We start from the raw sequence: 23981 nt of genomic DNA on the forward strand, positions 1-23981 counted from the left end.
GGCGCGCAGGCCCGGCGCCAGAGTATGCGCTGTCAGCAGATTGCGGGAAAGACCCGTGTGGAAGCGGCCTTGTGTCGCGAAAGGGCCGCAAAGCGGCCCTCCAGCGCATCAGCTGTCTTTGTTGTGGATGATGATGGTCGGGTCAGCACCGCTGATCAACGAGTTGATCGTGGTGTTGGACCAGTTCACCCCTTCCAGCTTGATGGTCACGTCGGCGTTGGCGATACCACCTGCGGCGTTGAGCTTGCCTTCGCTGCTGACTTGCAACGTGGTAGTGCCTTCCACCGTGGTGAGTTTCAGGTAGTTGTCGATCGTGCTGCCCTTCTCACCTTGCAGCAGATCGCTCAGGTCGATCTTGTCTTTCTCGCCTACCTTGAAGTCCTTGATCACGTCGTTGCCGTAATCACCCGCCTTCCACACGAAGGTGTCGGCACCGCTGCCACCGATCAGGATATCGTCGCCGTGGCCACCGATCAGGGTGTCATTGCCAGTACCGCCCAGCAGGATGTCATTACCCCGGCCACCATCGAGCGTGTCGTTACCACCTTGGCCGAAGAGGATGTCGTTGCCGTTGCCGCCGGACAAGAAGTCCTTGCCATCGTTGGCACCGGAGATATCGAACTCGGTGTAGTGCTCGGTGATGTACTGGTGCACGTTGCTGGTGGTAACAGCACTGGCTTCGACACCGCTCTTTTGCGCAACGTACGCTTGCAGGGCTTGGTAGCCCTCGCTGACGACACCGTTGAGGGTGATCAGGTCACCGAAAATGATGTCGTTGCCGTTGCCGCCATCGATGCTGTCTGCACCTGGCAGCGTTGCCTCGGTATGCCCAAGGATTGCGCTGGCCAGATTGGAAGGATCGATATTAGTCTGCGGCTTGCCGGCACTGTCATAGGGCTTCAGGTCGGAGAGGCTGACATCATCGTTCAGTCCAATCGCCTGCACCTTGCTCAAGCCTTGCAAGGTGGTGCTGCCGCCCAGCAGCGTGAAGCTATCAGTCGTATTGGATGCTGAATCGGACCAGTTCGAGCTAGTCCCCCTACCTGTGCCACCCAGGCTGGAGAACTCATATGTGCCGTCCCCTTGGGCATGAATGGTCCCCACAGTCTCTGTGGAAGTTACACCCCAGCTGCCCCACCAGTTGTAGCCATACGTCGATACCTTGACAACGCCAGCACTGCTGATGTCGACCTTGTGAGTCGAATCGGCCCATTCACTGAACGTGCCCCCAGCTTTGTAGTTATTGACATTGACTACTTCGTCAAGCGTTTTGCCACCAGTCCACAGGCGTTTATCGGTTACTTCATTTCGCTGGTAATAGGTCGGCTTACCGTCGGTGATGAAGTACGTCAGGTTCTCTGCACCGGTATTGCTGATCGCAACTGTGCTCTTGAAGAAGTTGGCCGTGGTCTTGAAGGCATCTTCGTAGTTGGTGCCACCACCATCATCCCCGCCTTGCATCGACTTCAGGACCGCTTGCAGGTCATTCAAGGCGTTAAGATCGGCCAGGTTCACAGCAACGTTCTTGTTGACCTGCGTGTCGAAGTCGACAAGGAAGATGTTGACCGTACCCGAGGTGTCCGAGCCCAGGCTGGCTTTCAAGGTGGCAAACACAGACGCCAGCTGGGCCTTGGCTGCGGCAATAGACGCATCGGTCATGCTGCCGGAGCTGTCGACGATGAACGCAATATTGTAGTTCTTGCCCGCCACCACGTTCAGGCCCGACACGTCGGCGACGATGATGTCGTTGCCTTCGCTGCCGGTCAGTGTGTCATTGCCCGAAGTACCCACGCTGGCCTTGTAGGTTGCGCCGTACACCGTCACCGGGATGTTGCCGGTGGTGATGGCCGAACCGCCCAGGCTTTCGGTGGCAGTCGAGGTGACCGTGATGTCGAACGAGCCTTTGTAGTAGGTCGGTGGGGTGAGGGTAAGGCCGCTGAGTTTCCAGCCGGTCACATCCACCGGTGCGCTGCCTACTGTGACCGTGTGGCCTGCACCATCGCTGAGTACAGTGCCTTTCGGAATGCCGCTGAGGCTAACGTTCAGGGTTTCGGAGCCATCGGTGTCGGTCAGGGCAGTATTAATACCAACCAGTTTCACCGAGCCACCTTCCGGCCCTTCGTTCAGTTTGTAGCCGTCGTAGTAGCTCTGACCATTCACGGTGTGCAGATCGGACACGCCCAAGCCGGCGTTGGCCATCTCGGTCACGTTCTGATACATCTTGATGTTCGAGCTGCTCAGGTCAGTGACCGCACCCGAGCCTACCTGGATGTTCAGGTCATAGCTGCCTGGACCAGACTGGTTGGCATGGTAGACCTCGATCGGGTAGTAGCCACTGGTGTTCGGGGTGAAGGTACCCGAAACCTGGCCACCGGCACCCCAGGTGGCCGTGACCACCGTCTTGCCACCAATGGTGACCACGAAGCTGTCGTCGGCGGTACCGCTGAAGGTGTAGGTCTTGCCGGCTTCCAGGTAGATCAGGCCCGACGTTTTCGAACCGGTGCCAGCAGTGACGCTGCCATCGGACTGCACGTTGGTAGTGGTGCTGCTGGAGTTGGCATTGCCAGAGTTGGCAAATACCGTCTTCAGGTCCTCGCCGGTAATGCCATTGCCGCCAGTACCGAGGCCTTTGAGGCTGGTCCAGACTTCTTTGGTCAGGCCTTTGGAGTCGATATCGGCGCTGCCGAAGCTGAGCGTCGGTTTGTCGGCTACCGGGCTGATGTCGACCTTCATGGTCACTTCTGTGCCCAGGTTGGTGCCATCGTTCGGCTTGTACTTGAACTGTGCGTAGTCAGCCTTCTGGTTACCCACGCCATTGCCACCGTAGTTATCCGAGCCCGACTGGTTGAGAAGCGGAACGAATTTCAGGTTCTTGGCAATGATGTCAGCCTGGCTCACCACCTGGCCAACGGTCACATTCACCCAGGCAGTACCGTTGAAGAACTGCAGGTTGCCGGCACCAGGGATCGAAGTAATGGTCACGGACAGACCGGTGTTGCCATCGGCATCGGTGACTTTGAAATCACTCCAGGCGAACACGTAGTCGGTGTCTTCCACGCCAAACACCGCGCCACCAGGTGAAACCGGCAGGTTGTCGTTGTCGAGGATGGTGGTAGTCACGCTCGATTTACTGCTATCAACCTGCAGGTTCTCGAAGTTGCCACCGGTGGCAGTTTCGATCTTCACCACGAAGTTCTCGGTACCTTCGACCAGCTTGTCGTCGATGGTAGCGATGTTGAACGTGGTGCCTGTGCTGTTGGCCGGGATCTTCACGGTGGTGACACCGGTGAAGTCCTCACCGTTTTTGGCGGTGCCGCTGTAGCTGAGGGTGATCGTGACTTCGGCCTTGGAGGCGTGGGTCAGGGTCAGCGTGTAAGCGCCAGTTTCGCCTTCGGTGAGCGAAGTGGTGCCGGTAATACTGACCTTGGCAATATCACCTTGGCCACTTGGCTCGTCACTTACCGTGGTGCTGACGGAGTTGGTACCTGCCACAAGGTTTTCGAAGACCTTGTCGCCAGCGACAGCAATGCCGGTGATCGACTTGGTAATGGTGTCCTGACCGCCCGTATAAACATCATCCGGGGCATTGATGCTGACAGTGCCAGTCGCCGAGCCCGGGTTGATGGTGACCTGAGTGCCACCGGTCAGGGTGACGGTCACACCACCGTGGCCAGTCACCGGCAGCTTGGTGTCTTCGCTGATCAGGGTCACGGTGTAGGTGATCTTGCCACCTTCGACTACAGCGGTGTTGTCCACCGACAGGACAGCGGTGACTTTGCTGATGGTGTCGGTGACCTGAACGGTCGCCGGGGTTCCGATCTGCAGGTTCTCCAGCGGCGCACCGGTGACGGTGGCCTTGTCGATGCTGACGGTGATCTGGCCCTTGTCGATGAACACGTCATCGCCCTGGGCAGGCGCCGAAATGGTTTTGGTGGTTTCACCAGCGGCGAACACCACGGTTTCACCAGTGCTCAGCAGCACGGTCAGCGGTTTATCGATGGCCTGGTTCAGGGTGAGCTTGAAGGTCGGCGCAGTCGCTTCGTTCACCGTGTCGGTGACCGGCGTGATGCTGACTTTCACCAGGTTCCCGGCGCCGTTTGGCTCGTCGCTGACGGTAGTGGTCACTGGCGTCTTATCGGTCACCAGGTTTTCGAACTTGGTGTCACCCGAGACCGAAATGTCAGTGATCGACTTGGTGATCGCAGGCTGGCCACCGGCATACAGGTCGTTCGGTGCAGTGACGAAGGCGGTACCCGAGGCCGAGCCGGCCGGGATAGTCACGACCGTGCCGCCAGTCAGGGTCACGGTCACACCGCCGTGGCCGGTCACTGGCAGCTTGGTGTCTTCGCTGATCAGGGTCACGGTGTAGGTGATCTTGCCACCTTCGACTACAGCGGTGTTGTCCACCGACAGGACAGCGGTGACTTTGCTGATGGTGTCGGTGACCTGAACGGTCGCCGGGGTACCGATCTGCAGGTTCTCCAGCGGCGCACCGGTAACGGTGGCCTTGTCGATGCTGACGGTGATCTGGCCCTTGTCGATGAACACGTCATCACCCTGGGCTGGCGCCGAAATGGTCTTGGTGGTCTCGCCAGCGGCGAACACCACGGTTTCACCGGTGCTCAGCAGCACGGTCAGCGGCTTATCGATGGCCTGGTTCAAGGTCACCTTGAAGGTCGGCGCAGTCGCTTCGTTCACCGACTCGGTGACTGGAGTGATGCTGACTTTCACCAGATTCCCGGCGCCGTTCGGCTCATCGCTGACAGTGGTGGTCACTGGCGTCTTATCGGTCACCAGGTTTTCGAACTTGGTGTCACCCGAGACCGAAATGTCAGTGATCGACTTGGTGATCGCAGGCTGGCCACCGGCATACAGGTCGTTCGGTGCAGTGACGAAGGCGGTACCCGAGGCAGAACCCGCCGGAATAGTCACGACTGTGCCGCCAGTCAGGGTCACGGTCACACCGCCGTGGCCAGTCACTGGCAGCTTGGTGTCTTCACTGATCAGGGTGACGGTGTAGGTGATCTTGCCGCCTTCGACTACAGCGGTGTTGTCCACCGACAGGACAGCGGTGACTTTGCTGATGGTGTCGGTGACCTGAACGGTCGCCGGGGTACCGATCTGCAGGTTTTCCAGCGGCGCACCGGTAACGGTGGCCTTGTCGATGCTGACGGTGATCTGGCCCTTGTCGATGAACACGTCATCACCCTGGGCTGGCGCCGAAACGGTCTTGGTGGTCTCGCCAGCGGCGAACACCACGGTTTCACCGGTGCTCAGCAGCACGGTCAGCGGTTTATCGATGGCCTGGTTCAGGGTGAGCTTGAAGGTCGGCGCAGTCGCTTCGTTCACCGACTCGGTGACCGGAGTGATGCTGACTTTCACCAGGTTCCCGGCGCCGTTCGGCTCGTCGCTGACAGTAGTGGTCACTGGCGTCTTATCGGTCACCAGGTTTTCGAACTTGGTGTCGCCGGTGACTTCGATACCGGTGATCGACTTGGTAATTGCGTCCTGGCCGCCCGCGTACAGGTCGTTCGGCGCGGTGATTTCCACGGTGCCGGTGGCCGAGCCTGGGTTGATGGTGACCTGAGTGCCACCGGTCAAGGTAACGGTCACACCACCGTGGCCAGTCACTGGCAGCTTGGTGTCTTCACTGATCAGGGTCACGGTGTAGGTGATCTTGCCACCTTCCACCACAGCGGTGTTGTCCACCGACAGGACAGCGGTGACTTTGCTGATGGTGTCGGTGACCTGAACGGTCGCCGGGGTACCGATCTGCAGGTTCTCCAGCGGCGCACCGGTAACGGTGGCCTTGTCGATGCTGACGGTGATCTGGCCCTTGTCGATGAACACATCATCGCCCTGGGCAGGCGCCGAAATGGTTTTGGTGGTTTCACCAGCGGCGAACACCACGGTTTCACCGGTGCTCAGCAGCACGGTCAGCGGTTTATCGATGGCCTGGTTCAGGGTGAGCTTGAAGGTCGGCGCAGTCGCTTCGTTCACCGACTCGGTGACCGGAGTGATGCTGACTTTCACCAGGTTCCCGGCGCCGTTCGGCTCGTCGCTGACAGTAGTGGTCACTGGCGTCTTATCGGTCACCAGGTTTTCGAACTTGGTGTCGCCGGTGACTTCGATACCGGTGATCGACTTGGTAATTGCGTCCTGGCCGCCCGCGTACAGGTCGTTCGGCGCGGTGATTTCCACGGTGCCGGTGGCCGAGCCTGGGTTGATGGTGACCTGAGTGCCACCGGTCAAGGTAACGGTCACACCACCGTGGCCAGTCACTGGCAGCTTGGTGTCTTCACTGATCAGGGTCACGGTGTAGGTGATCTTGCCACCTTCCACCACAGCGGTGTTGTCCACCGACAGGACAGCGGTGACTTTGCTGATGGTGTCGGTGACCTGAACGGTCGCCGGGGTACCGATCTGCAGGTTCTCCAGCGGCGCACCGGTAACGGTGGCCTTGTCGATGCTGACGGTGATCTGGCCCTTGTCGATGAACACATCATCGCCCTGGGCAGGCGCCGAAATGGTTTTGGTGGTTTCACCAGCGGCGAACACCACGGTTTCACCGGTGCTCAGCAGCACGGTCAGCGGTTTATCGATGGCCTGGTTCAGGGTGAGCTTGAAGGTCGGCGCAGTCGCTTCGTTCACCGTGTCGGTGACCGGCGTGATGCTGACTTTCACCAGGTTCCCGGCGCCGTTTGGCTCGTCGCTGACGGTAGTGGTCACTGGGGTCTTGTCGGTCACCAGGTTCTCGAACTTGGTGTCGCCGGTGACTTCGATACCGGTGATCGACTTGGTAATTGCGTCCTGGCCGCCCGCGTACAGGTCGTTCGGCGCGGTGATTTCCACGGTGCCGGTGGCCGAGCCTGGGTTGATGGTGACCTGAGTGCCACCGGTCAAGGTAACGGTCACACCACCGTGGCCAGTCACTGGCAGCTTGGTGTCTTCACTGATCAGGGTCACGGTGTAGGTGATCTTGCCACCTTCCACCACAGCGGTGTTGTCCACCGACAGGACAGCGGTGACTTTGCTGATGGTGTCGGTGACCTGAACGGTCGCCGGGGTACCGATCTGCAGGTTCTCCAGCGGCGCACCGGTAACGGTGGCCTTGTCGATGCTGACGGTGATCTGGCCCTTGTCGATGAACACGTCATCACCCTGGGCTGGCGCCGAAATGGTCTTGGTGGTCTCGCCAGCGGCGAACACCACGGTTTCACCGGTGCTCAGCAGCACGGTCAGCGGCTTATCGATGGCCTGGTTCAGGGTCACCTTGAAGGTCGGCGCAGTCGCTTCGTTCACCGACTCGGTGACTGGAGTGATGCTGACTTTCACCAGATTCCCGGCGCCGTTCGGCTCATCGCTGACAGTGGTGGTCACTGGCGTCTTATCGGTCACCAGGTTTTCGAACTTGGTGTCACCCGAGACCGAAATGTCAGTGATCGACTTGGTGATCGCAGGCTGGCCACCGGCATACAGGTCGTTCGGTGCAGTGACGAAGGCGGTACCCGAGGCAGAACCCGCCGGAATAGTCACGACTGTGCCGCCAGTCAGGGTCACAGTCACACCGCCGTGGCCGGTCACTGGCAGCTTGGTGTCTTCGCTGATCAGGGTCACGGTGTAGGTGATCTTGCCACCTTCGACTACAGCGGTGTTGTCCACCGACAGGACAGCGGTGACTTTGCTGATGGTGTCGGTGACCTGAACGGTCGCCGGGGTACCGATCTGCAGGTTTTCCAGCGGCGCACCGGTAACGGTGGCCTTGTCGATGCTGACGGTGATGGTGCCTTTATCAACAAAGACGTCATCGCCCTGGGCAGGCGCCGAAATGGTCTTGGTGGTCTCGCCAGCTGCGAACACCACGGTTTCGCCAGTACTCAGGACAACGGTGAGCGCCTTGTCCAGCGCTTGGTTCAGGGTGACGTTAAAGGTTGGTGCAGTGGCTTCGTTCACCGACTCGGTGACCGGCGTGATGCTGACCTTGACCAGGTTGTCGTTGCCGTTTGGCTCATCGCTGACGGTAGTGGTGACCGGGGTCTTGTCGGTCACCAGGTTCTCGAACTTGGTGTCGCCGGTGACCGAAATGTCGGTGATCGACTTGGTGATCGCAGGCTGGCCACCGGTGAACAGGTCGTTCGGTGCAGTGACGAAGGCGGTACCCGAGGCCGAGCCGGCCGGAATAGTCACGACTGTGCCGCCAGTCAGCGTCACGGTCACACCGCCGTGGCCGGTCACTGGCAGCTTGGTGTCTTCGCTGATCAGGGTCACGGTGTAGGTGATCTTGCCACCTTCGACCACAGCAGTGTTGTCCACCGACAGGACGGCGGTGACTTTGCTGATGGTATCGGTCACGTTGACAGTGGCCGGGTCGCCGATCTGCAGGTTTTCCAGCGGCGCACCGGTGACGGTGGCCTTGTCGATGCTGACGGTGATGGTGCCTTTATCAACAAAGACGTCATCGCCTTGGGCCGGCGCCGAGATGGTCTTGGTGGTCTCGCCAGCGGCGAACACTACGGTTTCACCGGTGCTCAGCAGCACGGTCAGCGGCTTATCGATGGCCTGGTTCAGGGTGAGCTTGAAGGTCGGCGCAGTCGCTTCGTTCACCGACTCGGTGACTGGAGTGATGCTGACTTTCACCAGATTCCCGGCGCCGTTCGGCTCATCGCTGACAGTGGTGGTCACTGGCGTCTTATCGGTCACCAGGTTTTCGAACTTGGTGTCGCCGGTGACCGAAATGTCGGTGATCGACTTGGTGATCGCAGGCTGGCCACCGGTGAACAGGTCGTTCGGTGCAGTGACGAAGGCGGTACCCGAAGCAGAACCCGCCGGAATAGTCACGACCGTGCCGCCAGTCAGGGTCACGGTCACACCGCCGTGGCCAGTCACTGGCAGCTTGGTGTCTTCACTGATCAGGGTCACGGTGTAGGTGATCTTGCCGCCTTCGACGACAGCGGTGTTGTCCACCGACAGGACAGCGGTGACTTTGCTGATGGTATCGGTCACGTTGACAGTGGCCGGGTCGCCGATCTGCAGGTTCTCCAGCGGCGCACCGGTGACGGTGGCCTTGTCGATGCTGACGGTGATGGTGCCTTTATCAACAAAGACGTCATCGCCTTGGGCAGGCGCCGAAATGGTTTTGGTGGTTTCACCAGCGGCGAACACCACGGTTTCACCGGTGCTCAGCAGCACGGTCAGCGGTTTATCGATGGCCTGGTTCAGGGTGAGCTTGAAGGTCGGCGCAGTCGCCTCGTTCACCGTGTCGGTGACTGGAGTGATGCTGACTTTCACCAGGTTATCGCTGCCGTTCGGCTCGTCGCTGATGGTAGTGGTGACCGGGGTCTTGTCGGTCACCAGGTTCTCGAACTTGGTGTCGCCGGTGACCGAAATGTCGGTGATCGACTTGGTGATCGCAGGCTGGCCACCGGTGAACAGGTCGTTCGGTGCAGTGACGAAGGCGGTACCCGAAGCAGAACCCGCCGGAATAGTCACGACCGTGCCGCCAGTCAGGGTCACGGTCACACCGCCGTGGCCAGTCACTGGCAGCTTGGTGTCTTCACTGATCAGGGTCACGGTGTAGGTGATCTTGCCGCCTTCGACGACAGCGGTGTTGTCCACCGACAGGACAGCGGTGACTTTGCTGATGGTATCGGTCACGTTGACAGTGGCCGGGTCGCCGATCTGCAGGTTCTCCAGCGGCGCACCGGTGACGGTGGCCTTGTCGATGCTGACGGTGATGGTGCCTTTATCAACAAAGACGTCATCGCCTTGGGCAGGCGCCGAAATGGTTTTGGTGGTTTCACCAGCGGCGAACACCACGGTTTCACCGGTGCTCAGCAGCACGGTCAGCGGTTTATCGATGGCCTGGTTCAGGGTGAGCTTGAAGGTCGGCGCAGTCGCCTCGTTCACCGTGTCGGTGACTGGAGTGATGCTGACTTTCACCAGGTTATCGCTGCCGTTCGGCTCGTCGCTGATGGTAGTGGTGACCGGGGTCTTGTCGGTCACCAGGTTTTCGAACTTGGTGTCACCCGAGACCGAAATGTCGGTGATCGACTTGGTGATCGCAGGCTGGCCACCGGCATACAGGTCGTTCGGTGCAGTGACGAAGGCGGTACCCGAGGCCGAGCCGGCCGGGATAGTCACGACCGTGCCGCCAGTCAGGGTCACGGTCACACCACCGTGGCCAGTCACTGGCAGCTTGGTGTCTTCACTGATCAGGGTGACGGTGTAGGTGATCTTGCCACCTTCCACCACAGCGGTGTTGTCCACCGACAGGACAGCGGTGACTTTGCTGATGGTGTCGGTCACGTTGACAGTGGCCGGGTCGCCGATCTGCAGGTTCTCCAGCGGCGCACCGGTAACGGTGGCCTTGTCGATGCTAACGGTGATGGTGCCTTTATCAACAAAGACGTCATCGCCCTGGGCAGGCGCCGAAATGGTCTTGGTGGTCTCGCCAGCTGCGAACACCACGGTTTCGCCAGTACTCAGGACAACGGTGAGCGCCTTGTCCAGCGCTTGGTTCAGGGTGACGTTAAAGGTTGGTGCAGTGGCTTCGTTCACCGACTCGGTGACCGGCGTGATGCTGACCTTGACCAGGTTGTCGTTGCCGTTTGGCTCATCGCTGACGGTAGTGGTGACCGGGGTCTTGTCGGTCACCAGGTTCTCGAACTTGGTGTCGCCGGTGACCGAAATGTCGGTGATCGACTTGGTGATCGCAGGCTGGCCACCGGTGAACAGGTCGTTCGGTGCAGTGACGAAGGCGGTACCCGAGGCCGAGCCGGCCGGAATAGTCACGACTGTGCCGCCAGTCAGGGTCACGGTCACACCGCCGTGGCCGGTCACTGGCAGCTTGGTGTCTTCACTGATCAGGGTGACGGTGTAGGTGATCTTGCCACCTTCGACCACAGCGGTGTTGTCCACCGACAGGACGGCGGTGACTTTGCTGATGGTGTCGGTGACCTGAACGGTCGCCGGGGTACCGATCTGCAGGTTTTCCAGCGGCGCACCGGTAACGGTGGCCTTGTCGATGCTGACGGTGATCTGGCCCTTGTCGATGAACACGTCATCGCCCTGGGCTGGCGCCGAAACGGTCTTGGTGGTCTCGCCAGCGGCGAACACCACGGTTTCACCGGTGCTCAGCAGCACGGTCAGCGGCTTATCGATGGCCTGGTTCAGGGTCACCTTGAAGGTCGGGGCAGTCGCTTCGTTCACCGTGTCGGTGACTGGCGTGATGCTGACTTTCACCAGGTTCCCGGCGCCGTTTGGCTCGTCGCTGACGGTAGTGGTCACTGGGGTCTTGTCGGTCACCAGGTTCTCGAACTTGGTGTCGCCGGTGACTTCGATACCGGTGATCGACTTGGTAATTGCGTCCTGGCCGCCCGCGTACAGGTCGTTCGGCGCGGTGATTTCCACAGTGCCGGTGGCCGAGCCTGGGTTGATGGTGACCTGAGTGCCACCGGTCAAGGTAACGGTCACACCACCGTGGCCAGTCACTGGCAGCTTGGTGTCTTCACTGATCAGGGTGACGGTGTAGGTGATCTTGCCGCCTTCGACCACAGCGGTGTTGTCCACCGACAGGACAGCGGTGACTTTGCTGATGGTGTCGGTCACGTTGACAGTGGCCGGGTCGCCGATCTGCAGGTTCTCCAGCGGAGCACCGGTAACGGTGGCCTTGTCGATGCTAACGGTGATGGTGCCTTTATCAACAAAGACGTCATCGCCTTGGGCCGGCGCCGAGATGGTCTTGGTGGTCTCGCCAGCGGCGAACACCACGGTTTCGCCAGTACTCAGGACAACGGTGAGCGCCTTGTCCAGCGCTTGGTTCAGGGTGACATTAAAGGTTGGTGCAGTGGCTTCGTTCACCGTGTCGGTGACTGGCGTGATGCTGACTTTCACCAGGTTCCCGGCGCCGTTTGGCTCGTCGCTGACGGTAGTGGTCACTGGGGTCTTGTCGGTCACCAGGTTCTCGAACTTGGTGTCGCCGGTGACTTCGATACCGGTGATCGACTTGGTAATTGCGTCCTGGCCGCCCGCGTACAGGTCGTTCGGCGCGGTGATTTCCACAGTGCCGGTGGCCGAGCCTGGGTTGATGGTGACCTGAGTGCCACCGGTCAAGGTAACGGTCACACCACCGTGGCCAGTCACTGGCAGCTTGGTGTCTTCACTGATCAGGGTGACGGTGTAGGTGATCTTGCCGCCTTCGACCACAGCGGTGTTGTCCACCGACAGGACAGCGGTGACTTTGCTGATGGTGTCGGTCACGTTGACAGTGGCCGGGTCGCCGATCTGCAGGTTTTCCAGCGGCGCACCGGTGACGGTGGCCTTGTCGATGCTGACGGTGATGGTGCCTTTATCAACAAAGACGTCATCGCCTTGGGCCGGCGCCGAGATGGTCTTGGTGGTCTCGCCAGCGGCGAACACCACGGTTTCGCCAGTACTCAGGACAACGGTGAGCGCCTTGTCCAGCGCTTGGTTCAGGGTGACATTAAAGGTTGGTGCAGTGGCTTCGTTCACCGACTCGGTGACCGGCGTGATGCTGACCTTGACCAGGTTGTCGTTGCCGTTCGGCTCATCGCTGACGGTAGTGGTGACCGGGGTCTTGTCGGTCACCAGGTTCTCGAACTTGGTGTCGCCGGTGACTTCGATACCGGTGATCGACTTGGTAATTGCGTCCTGGCCGCCCGCGTACAGGTCGTTCGGCGCGGTGATTTCCACGGTGCCGGTGGCCGAGCCTGGGTTGATGGTGACCTGAGTGCCACCGGTCAAGGTAACGGTCACACCACCGTGGCCAGTCACTGGCAGCTTGGTGTCTTCACTGATCAGGGTGACGGTGTAGGTGATCTTGCCGCCTTCGACCACAGCGGTGTTGTCCACCGACAGGACAGCGGTGACTTTGCTGATGGTGTCGGTCACGTTGACAGTGGCCGGGTCGCCGATCTGCAGGTTCTCCAGCGGAGCACCGGTAACGGTGGCCTTGTCGATGCTAACGGTGATGGTGCCTTTATCAACAAAGACGTCATCGCCTTGGGCAGGCGCCGAAATGGTTTTGGTGGTCTCGCCAGCAGCGAACACCACGGTTTCACCGGTGCTCAGCAGCACGGTCAGCGGTTTATCGATGGCCTGGTTCAGGGTGAGCTTGAAGGTCGGCGCAGTCGCTTCGTTCACCGTGTCGGTGACCGGCGTGATGCTGACTTTCACCAGGTTCCCGGCGCCGTTTGGCTCGTCGCTGACGGTAGTGGTCACTGGGGTCTTGTCGGTCACCAGGTTCTCGAACTTGGTGTCGCCGGTGACTTCGATACCGGTGATCGACTTGGTAATTGCGTCCTGGCCGCCCGCGTACAGGTCGTTCGGCGCGGTGATTTCCACGGTGCCGGTGGCCGAGCCTGGGTTGATGGTGACCTGAGTGCCACCGGTCAAGGTAACGGTCACACCACCGTGGCCAGTCACTGGCAGCTTGGTGTCTTCACTGATCAGGGTCACGGTGTAGGTGATCTTGCCACCTTCCACCACAGCGGTGTTGTCCACCGACAGGACAGCGGTGACTTTGCTGATGGTGTCGGTCACGTTGACAGTGGCCGGGTCGCCGATCTGCAGGTTTTCCAGCGGCGCACCGGTGACGGTGGCCTTGTCGATGCTAACGGTGATGGTGCCTTTATCAACAAAGACGTCATCGCCTTGGGCCGGCGCCGAGATGGTCTTGGTGGTCTCGCCAGCAGCGAACACCACGGTTTCACCGGTGCTCAGCAGCACGGTCAGCGGTTTATCGATGGCCTGGTTCAGGGTCACCTTGAAGGTCGGCGCAGTCGCTTCGTTCACCGACTCGGTGACCGGCGTGATGCTGACCTTGACCAGGTTGTCGCTGCCGTTCGGCTCGTCGCTGACAGTAGTGGTCACTGGCGTCTTATCGGTCACCAGGTTTTCGAACTTGGTGTCACCGGTGACCGAAATGTCGGTGATCGACTTGGTGATCGCAGGCTGGCCACCGGTGAACAGGTCGTTCGGTGCAGTGACGAAGGCGGTACCCGAAGCAGAACCCGCCGGAATAGTCACGACCGTGCCGCCAGTCAGGGTCACGGTCACACCGCCGTGGCCAGTCACTGGCAGCTTGGTGTCTTCACTGATCAGGGTCACGGTGTAGGTGATCTTGCCGCCTTCGACGACAGCGGTGTTGTCCACCGACAGGACAGCGGTGACTTTGCTGATGGTATCGGTCACGTTGACAGTGGCCGGGTCGCCGATCTGCAGGTTTTCCAGCGGCGCACCGGTGACGGTGGCCTTGTCGATGCTAACGGTGATGGTGCCTTTATCAACAAAGACGTCATCGCCTTGGGCCGGCGCCGAGATGGTCTTGGTGGTCTCGCCAGCAGCGAACACCACGGTTTCACCGGTGCTCAGCAGCACGGTCAGCGGTTTATCGATGGCCTGGTTCAGGGTGAGCTTGAAGGTCGGCGCAGTCGCTTCGTTCACCGTGTCGGTGACCGGCGTAATGCTGACCTTCACCAGGTCACCCTGCCCGGAAGGCTCATCCGTAACGCTGGTGCTGACCTCGGTCTTATCCAGGGTCAGGTTCTCGAACTTCCACGCGTCCGCGCCGCTGACCGCGTCGATGGCGTTGACCACCGGCTCGTTAGCACCGACATAGACGTTATCCGGCGCGGTCGCAGTGGCCGAACCGGTGGTGCTGTTGGCGGGCACGATGACAGTGGTGCCATCGGTCAGCTTGAAGTACAGCTCCGAGTGGTTATTGATCGGCAGGCCATCTTTGTTGGTCAGCGTGATCGTGTAAGTGATCTCGCCGCCTTCGCTGACCGACTGGCTTGCGGTCAACTTGGCGACAACTTCGTCGATGGTGTCGGTCACTTTGACCGAAGCATCACCACCCAACTGCAGGTTTTCGAAGGCAGCACCGGTAGCGTCTACCGCCGACTTGATGCCCAGGGTGATTTCGCCAGCATCCTGGTAAACGTCATCGCCCTGCGCCGCGTGCTCGTACGGTGCACTGGTTTCGCCGGCCTTGATGGTCACCGTGGCATTGTTGCTCAGGGTCACGACCAAGTCGTGGGCCAGGGCGGTGTTGATGTGCACGGTGAAGGTCGGTTTGACGTTCTCGGCCACCGAAGTTTGGTCGGCCGTGATGGTGACCTTGACGATATCGCCTTCGTTGCCTGGGGTGCCTGGCTCGTCGGTAACCTGCGTGCTGACCGGGGTCTTGTCCAGGTTCAGATTTTCAAACTTCCACGCGTCCGCGCCGCTGACCGCGTCGATGGCGTTGACCACTGGCTCGTTAGCACCGACATAGACGTTATCCGGCGCGGTTGCAGTGGCCGAACCGGTGGTGCTGTTGGCGGGCACGATGACAGTGGTGCCATCGGTCAGCTTGAAATACAGCTCCGAGTGGTTATTGATCGGCAGACCGTCTTTGTTGGTCAGCGTGATGGTGTAGGTGATCTCGCCGCCTTCGGTGACCGACTGGCTTGCGGTCAACTTGGCCACAACCTCGTCGATGGTGTCGGTCACTTTGACCGAAGCATCGCCGCCCAACTGCAGGTTCTCGAAGGCAGCACCGGTAGCGTCTACCGCCGACTTGATGCCCAGGGTGATTTCGCCAGCATCCTGGTAAACGTCATCGCCCTGCGCCGCGTGCTCGTACGGTGCACTGGTTTCGCCTGCCTTGATGGTCACCGTGGCATTGTTGCTCAGGGTCACGACCAGGTCGTGGGCCAGGGCGGTGTTGATGTGCACGGTGAAGGTCGGTTTAACGTTCTCGGCCACCGATGCCTGGTCAGCGGTGATGGTGACTTTGACGATGTCACCTTCGTTGCCAGGGGTGCCTGGCTCGTCAGTAACCTGGGTGCTGACCGGAGTCTTGTCCAGATTCAGATTTTCAAACTTCCACGCGTCCGCGCCGCTGACCGCGTCGATGGCGTTGACCACCGGCTCATTAGCACCGACATAGACGTTATCCGGCGCGGTCGCAGTGGCCGAACCGGTGGTGCTGTTGGCGGGCACGATGACAGTGGTGCCATCGGTCAGCTTGAAGTACAGCTCCGAGTGGTTATTGATCGGCAGACCGTCTTTGTTGGTCAGCGTGATGGTGTAGGTGATCTCGCCGCCTTCGGTGACCGACTGGCTTGCGGTCAACTTGGCCACAACCTCGTCGATGGTGTCGGTCACTTTGACCGAAGCATCGCCGCCCAACTGCAGGTTTTCGAAGGTACGACCATCAACGTCCACAGCCGACTTGATGCCCAAGCTGATTTCGCCGCCGTCCAGATAGACGTCGTCGCCCTGCGCCGCGTGCTCGTAAAGCGCGCTGGTTTCGCCGGCCTTGATGGTGACTGTGGCGTTGTTGCTCAAGGTGACGACCAGGTCGTGTGCCAGAGCGGTATTGATGTGCACGGTGAAGGTCGGTTTGACGTTCTCGGCCACCGAAGTCTGGTCGGCAGTGATGGTGACCTTGACCAGATCGCCTTCGTTATTGCCGCCTGGGTTACCGGGGGTACCTGGCTCGTCAGTGACGGTGGTGCTGACCGGGGTCTTGTCCAGTGTCAACTGTTCGAATTTTCCGACGTCAGCGCCAGCAACGGTAGCGATCGACTGCACCACCGGGGTATTGCTGCCGACATAGACGTTGTCCGGAGCAGTGACGGTAATCGAGCCGCTGGTGCCATTGGCCGGCACGGTAATGACGGTTTTGCCGTCGCTCAGCGTGAAGTTCAGGGCGCCGTGGTTGTTGATCGGCAGGCCGTCTTTGTTGGTCAGCGTGATGGTGTAGGTGATCTCGCCGCCTTCGGTGACCGAAGGCGTCGCGGTCAGCTTGGCCACGACTTCGTCGGTGGTGTCTGTCACTTGGACGGTAGCCGCACCGCCCAGCTCCAGGTTCTCGAAGGTAGCACCGGTGGCGTCTACCGCCGACTTGATACCCAGGCTGATTTCGCCCGAATCATTGTAGACGTCATCCCCCTGCGCATCGTGGGTGTACGGCGCGCTGATTTCGCCCGCCTTGATGGTCACGGTCGCGTTGTTGCTCAGGGTCACAACCAGGTCGTGATCCAGCGGCTGGTTGATGTGCACAGTGAACGTCGGTTTGACGTTTTCCGCCACCGAAGTCTGGTCGGCGGTGATGGTGACCTTGACCAGGTCGCCTTCGTTGCCTGGGGTGCCTGGTTCGTCGGTAACCTGGGTGCTGACCGGGGTCTTGTCCAGATTCAGGTTTTCGAACTTCCACGCATCCGCGCCGCTGACAGCATCGATGGCATTGACCACCGGCTGGTTAGTACCGACATACACGTTATCCGGGGCGGTTGCAGTGGCCGAGCCCGTGGTGCTATTGGCCGCGACGACAACAGTGGTGCCATCGGTCAGCTTGAAATATAGCGCCGAATGGTTGTTGATCGGCAGACCGTCTTTGTTGGTCAGCGTGATGGTGTAGGTGATCTCGCCACCTTCGGTAACCGAAGGCGTCGCAGTCAGCTTGGCTACCACTTCGTCGATGGTGTCGGTCACTTTGACCGAAGCATCACCACCCAACTGCAGGTTCTCAAAGGCAGCACCGGTAGCATCTACCGCCGACTTGATGCCCAGGGTGATTTCGCCAGCATCCTGGTAAACGTCATCGCCCTGCGCCGCGTGCTCGTACGGTGCACTGGTTTCGCCTGCCTTGATGGTCACCGTGGCATTGTTGCTCAGGGTCACGATCAGGTCGTGGGCCAGGGCGGTGTTGATGTGCACGGTGAAGGTCGGTTTAACGTTCTCGGCCACCGATACCTGGTCAGCGGTGATGGTGACTTTGACGATGTCACCTTCGTTGCCTGGGGTGCCTGGTTCGTCGATAACCTGGGTGCTGACCGGGGTCTTGTCCAGATTCAGGTTTTCGAACTTCCACGCATCCGCGCCGCTGACAGCATCGATGGCATTGACCACCGGCTGGTTAGTACCGACATACACGTTATCCGGGGCGGTTACAGTGGCCGAGCCCGTGGTGCTGTTGGCCGCGACGACAACGGTGGTGCCATCGGTCAGCTTGAAATACAGCTCCGAGTGGTTATTGATCGGCAGACCGTCTTTGTTGGTCAGCGTGATGGTGTAGGTGATCTCGCCGCCTTCGGTAACCGAAGGCGTCGCAGTCAGCTTGGCTACCACTTCGTCGATGGTGTCGGTCACTTTGACCGAAGCATCACCACCCAACTGCAGGTTCTCAAAGGCAGCACCGGTAGCGTCTACCGCCGACTTGATGCCCAGGGTGATTTCGCCAGCATCCTGGTAAACGTCATCGCCCTGCGCCGCGTGCTCGTACGGTGCACTGGTTTCGCCTGCCTTGATGGTCACCGTGGCATTGTTGCTCAGGGTCACGATCAGGTCGTGGGCCAGGGCGGTGTTGATGTGCACGGTGAAGGTCGGTTTAACGTTCTCGGCCACCGATACCTGGTCAGCGGTGATGGTGACTTTGACGATGTCACCTTCGTTGCCTGGGGTGCCTGGTTCGTCGATAACCTGGGTGCTGACCGGGGTCTTGTCCAGATTGAGGTTTTCGAACTTCCACGCGTCCGCGCCGCTGACCGCGTCGATGGCGTTGACCACCGGCTCGTTAGCGCCGACATAGACGTTATCCGGCGCGGTCGCAGTGGCCGAACCGGTGGTGCTGTTCGCGGGCACGATGACAGTGGTGCCATCGGTCAGCTTGAAATACAGCTCCGAGTGGTTATTGATCGGCAGGCCATCTTTGTTGGTCAGCGTGATCGTGTAAGTGATCTCGCCGCCTTCGGTGACCGACTGGCTTGCGGTCAACTTGGCTACCACTTCGTCGATGGTGTCGGTCACTTTGACCGAAGCATCACCACCCAACTGCAGGTTCTCGAAGGCAGCACCGGTAGCGTCTACCGCCGACTTGATGCCCAGGGTGATTTCGCCAGCATCCTGGTAAACGTCATCGCCCTGCGCCGCGTGCTCGTACGGTGCACTGGTTTCGCCGGCCTTGATGGTCACCGTGGCATTGTTGCTCAGGGTCACGACCAGGTCGTGCTCCAGCGGCTGGTTGATGTGCACGGTGAACGTCGGTTTGACGTTCTCGGCCACCGAAGTCTGGTCGGCAGTGATGGTTACTTTGACCAAGTCACCTTCGTTGTTGCCGCCTGGGTTGCCCGGAGTACCTGGCTCATCGGTAACGGTTGTGCTGACCGGCGTCTTGTCCAGGGTCAGCTGTTCGAACTTGCCGACATCAGCGCCAGCAACAGTTGCGATCGACTGTACCACCGGGGTATTGCTGCCAACGTAAACGTTGTCCGGAGCAGTCACGGTGATCGAACCGCTGGTGCCGTTGGCCGGCACGGTGATGACGGTCTTGCCGTCGCTCAGCGTGAAGGTCAGGGCGCCGTGGTTGTTGATCGGCAGGCCGTCTTTGTTGGTCAGCGTGATCGTGTAGGTGATCTCGCCGCCTTCGGTCACCGAAGGGGTGGCGGTCAGCTTAGCCACAACTTCACTGATAGTGTCCGAGATCTCAACGGTAGCTGGACCACCCAAGGCCAGGTTCTCGAAAGTGGCACCTGGAACGGTAGCGTCGGTAACGCTGAGGGTGATGGAGCCAGCGTCGTGATAGACGTCATCACCCTGAGCCGGAGTCTTGTACTCGACTTCGGTCTTACCGGCTTCGATCGTCACGGTGTCTCCGTTCGACAGAGTGACGGTCAACGGACGATCCAGCGCCTGGCTTACTTTCACAGTAAAGGAAGGTTGCTGGTCTTCGGTCACATTGCCATTGCTGACGATGCTTACGGTGACAGTATCGACGCTGTCATTGATGACAGTCGAGGCTGGAGTCGGATTCGGGGTCAGCTGCTCGAAGTTGCCGCCGGTGGCGTTTTCGATGGTGACGCTAACAGTCGAACCGTTGTTATAGACGTCGTTCGCCGGGGTCTGGAAATCAACGCTGCCTTGGGTCTTGCCCGCTTCAACAGTGATGGTCTGGCCGTTGGACAGGGTCACGGTTACCGGCGTCTGGGCAGGGTTGCTCAGGGTCACGGTGTAGGTGATGACACCGCCTTCGGTCACCGACGGGTTCGCCGTCAGCGTTGCGGTGGTGGTGTCGACCGAATCGTTGATCGTGGTCTGAGCCGGGGTCGGATTCGGGGTCAACTGCTCGAAGTTACCGCCCGTGGCGTTCTCGATAGTGACGCTGACAGTCGAACCGTTGTTGTAGACGTCGTTCGCCGGGGTCTGGAAATCAACGCTGCCTTGGGTCTTGCCCGCTTCAACAGTGATGGTCTGGCCGTTGGACAGGGTCACGGTTACCGGCGTCTGGGCAGGGTTGCTCAGGGTCACGGTGTAGGTGATCACACCACCTTCAGTGACGCTTGGCGAAGCGGTCAGGGTCGCAGTGGTGGTGTCGACCGAATCGTTGATCGTGGTCTGAGCCGGGGTCGGATTCGGGGTCAACTGCTCGAAGTTACCGCCAGTGGCGTTCTCGATGGTGACGCTAACAGTCGAACCGTTGTTGTAGACGTCATTCGCCGGGGTCTGGAAATCAACGCTGCCTTGGGTCTTGCCGGCTTCAACAGTGATGGTCTGGCCGTTGGACAGGGTCACGGTTACCGGTGTCTGGGCAGGGTTGCTCAGGGTCACGGTGTAGGTGATGACGCCACCTTCGGTGACACTTGGCGAAGCAGTCAGAGTCGCAGTGGTGGTGTCGACCGAATCGTTGATCGTGGTCTGAGCCGGGGTCGGATTCGGGGTCAGCTGTTCGAAGTTACCACCGGTAGCGCCAGTAATAGTTGTGCTGACGGTCGAACCGTTGTTGTAGACGTCGTTCGCCGGCGTCTGGAAGTCAACGCTGCCTTGGGTCTTGCCCGCTTCAACAGTGATGGTCTGGCCGTTGGACAGGGTCACAGTCACTGGCGTCTGGGCAGGGTTGCTCAGGGTCACGGTGTAGGTGATTACGCCACCTTCAGTGACGCTTGGCGAAGCGGTCAGGGTCGCAGTGGTAGTGTCGACCGAATCGTTGATCGTGGTCTGAGCCGGGGTCGGATTCGGGGTCAACTGCTCGAAGTTACCGCCCGTGGCGTTCTCGATGGTGACGCTGACAGTCGAACCGTTGTTGTAGACGTCGTTCGCCGGGGTCTGGAAATCAACGCTGCCTTGGGTCTTGCCGGCTTCAACAGTGATGGTCTGGCCATTGGACAGGGTCACGGTTACCGGCGTCTGGGCAGGGTTGCTCAGAGTCACGGTGTAGGTGATGACACCACCTTCGGTCACCGACGGGTTCGCAGTCAGCGTTGCGGTGGTGGCGTCTACTGAATCGTTGATCGTGGTCTGAGCCGGGGTCGGATTCGGGGTCAACTGCTCGAAGTTACCGCCCGTGGCGTTCTCGATGGTGACGCTGACAGTCGAACCGTTGTTGTAGACGTCGTTCGCCGGGGTCTGGAAATCAACGCTGCCCTGGGTTTTGCCGGCTTCAACGGTGATGGTCTGGCCATTGGACAGGGTCACGGTTACCGGCGTCTGGGCAGGGTTGCTCAGGGTCACGGTGTAGGTGATGACACCGCCTTCGGTCACCGACGGGTTCGCCGTCAGCGTTGCGGTGGTGGTGTCTACTGAATCGTTGATCGTGGTCTGAGCCGGGGTCGGATTCGGCGTCAGCTGCTCGAAGTTGCCACCGGAAGCGCCGGTTATGGTTGTGCTTACAGTCGAACCGTTGTTGTAGACGTCGTTCGCCGGGGTCTGGAAATCAACGCTGCCCTGGGTTTTGCCGGCTTCAACGGTGATGGTCTGACCATTGGACAGGGTCACGGTTACCGGCGTCTGGGCAGGGTTGCTCAGGGTCACGGTGTAGGTGATCACGCCACCTTCAGTGACGCTTGGCGAAGCGGTCAGGGTCGCAGTGGTGGTATCGACCGAATCGTTGATCGTGGTCTGAGCCGGGGTCGGATTCGGGGTCAGCTGTTCGAAGTTACCACCGGTAGCGCCAGTAATAGTTGTGCTGACGGTCGAGCCGTTGTTGTAGACGTCGTTCGCCGGGGTCTGGAAGTCAACGCTGCCTTGGGTCTTGCCCGCTTCAACAGTGATGGTCTGGCCGTTGGACAGGGTCACAGTCACTGGCGTCTGGGCAGGGTTGCTCAGGGTCACGGTGTAGGTGATCACGCCACCTTCAGTGACGCTTGGCGAAGCGGTCAGGGTCGCAGTGGTGGTGTCGACCGAATCGTTGATCGTGGTCTGCGCCGGGGTCGGATTCGGGGTCAGCTGTTCGAAGTTACCACCGGTAGCGCCAGTAATAGTTGTGCTGACGGTCGAGCCGTTGTTGTAGACGTCGTTCGCCGGGGTCTGGAAGTCAACGCTGCCTTGGGTCTTGCCCGCTTCAACAGTGATGATCTGGCCGTTGGACAGGGTCACGGTTACCGGTGTCTGGGCAGGGTTGCTCAGGGTCACGGTGTAGGTGATGACGCCACCTTCAGTGACGCTTGGCGAAGCGGTCAGGGTCGCAGTGGTAGTGTCGACCGAATCGTTGATCGTGGTCTGCGCCGGGGTCGGATTCGGGGTCAGCTGTTCGAAGTTACCACCGGTAGCGCCAGTAATAGTTGTGCTGACGGTCGAGCCGTTGTTGTAGACGTCGTTCGCCGGGGTCTGGAAGTCAACGCTGCCTTGGGTCTTGCCCGCTTCAACAGTGATGGTCTGGCCGTTGGACAGGGTCACAGTCACTGGCGTCTGGGCAGGGTTGCTCAGGGTCACGGTGTAGGTGATTACGCCACCTTCAGTGACGCTTGGCGAAGCGGTCAGGGTCGCAGTGGTGTTGTCGACCGAATCGTTGATCGTGGTCTGCGCCGGGGTCGGATTCGGCGTCAGCTGCTCGAAGTTGCCACCGGAAGCGCCGGTTATGGTTGTGCTTACAGTCGAACCGTTGTTGTAGACGTCGTTCGCCGGCGTCTGGAAGTCGACGCTGCCCTGGGTCTTGCCCGCCTCAACGGTGATGGTCTGGCCATTGGACAGAGTAACGGTTACCGGCGTCTGGGCAGGGTTGCTCAGGGTCACGGTGTAGGTAATCACACCGCCCTCGGTCACCGACGGATTCGCCGTCAGTGTCGCAGTGGTGGTGTCGATGGTATCGGTAACCTGGGTAACCGCCGGCGCTTGCGGCACAGTCACCGTCAGGCCGTTGCCACCGGTGGTACCCGTTACAGTTGCCGAGATCTGGCCACCGTCGATATACGGCGTGTCATTTGCCGGAACCACGACATTGACGCTGCCGCTGGTCTGCCCGGCCGGGATGACGATAACGGCACCGTTAGACAGGGTGACGATCAGGTTGGTGGTCGGCGCTTGGCCAACCGTAGCGGTATAGACGATTACGCCACCCGCTTCGCTGATGGAAGGAGTGGCGCCAAGAATAAGGTCGGTAGCAACGTTGGTGCCTGTCGTCGGCGTAGTCACCTGGTTGTTGCTGGTGGTATCCAGCAAGCCAACTTCTTCACTATCGAGCGCGCCAGCAAAGCCCAGCCCTTGCGTCGGGAACCCGACGGTAGCGTCTACCCGGCCCGCGGTTTCCTCCAGCATCACAAAGCTGTGACCACCGCCCAGCGCGCCGCCGCCCGCTGCGGACGGGCCGGCTGCGGTGGCCTCAAGCTCGGTAGTCGGGTCGACACCTGCAGCGATCGCCTGTTGCAGTTCTTCCACCGACGGTGCGGCCTGTGCGGTCGCCTGGCTCAGGTCGGTGCTGCTGTCGGGCGCATCGGCACTCCACTGGCTGTCACGGCCAAGGTCAAGCAGACGGCCATCGGCCAGCTCAAGAGTAACTGCGCCACCCGGGCCAGTGAGTACTTCCTCACCTGCCAACAGGCGGTCCCCTTCGATGAGCACACGGCGAATACCCTCTGGGGATACCGCAATAACCTGGCCGACAATGCTTTTGACGATGGCTACAACGCTGCTCATTGGACTCTCCGTGTGACCCTATGGGTACTTCCCTGCCAGAGCGGCACTCGCAGCCACTTCAGGCGGAA

1 protein-coding gene is annotated in these 23981 nt (G+C 60.1%); it reads right to left on the reverse strand.

All coding sequences use genetic code 11. The features are described from left to right. Positions 1 to 108: 108 nt before the first annotated feature. Positions 109 to 23913: an immunoglobulin-like domain-containing protein gene (locus J3A71_RS28595; RefSeq protein ID WP_096425443.1), complete on the reverse strand. Its 23805-nt coding sequence runs from the start codon at positions 23911 to 23913 to the stop codon at positions 109 to 111. Positions 23914 to 23981 lie beyond the last annotated feature (68 nt).

It is taken from the genome of Pseudomonas sp. PvP089 (assembly GCF_017875165.1).
GTDB classification, from domain to species: Bacteria; Pseudomonadota; Gammaproteobacteria; order Pseudomonadales; family Pseudomonadaceae; genus Aquipseudomonas; species Aquipseudomonas fortuita.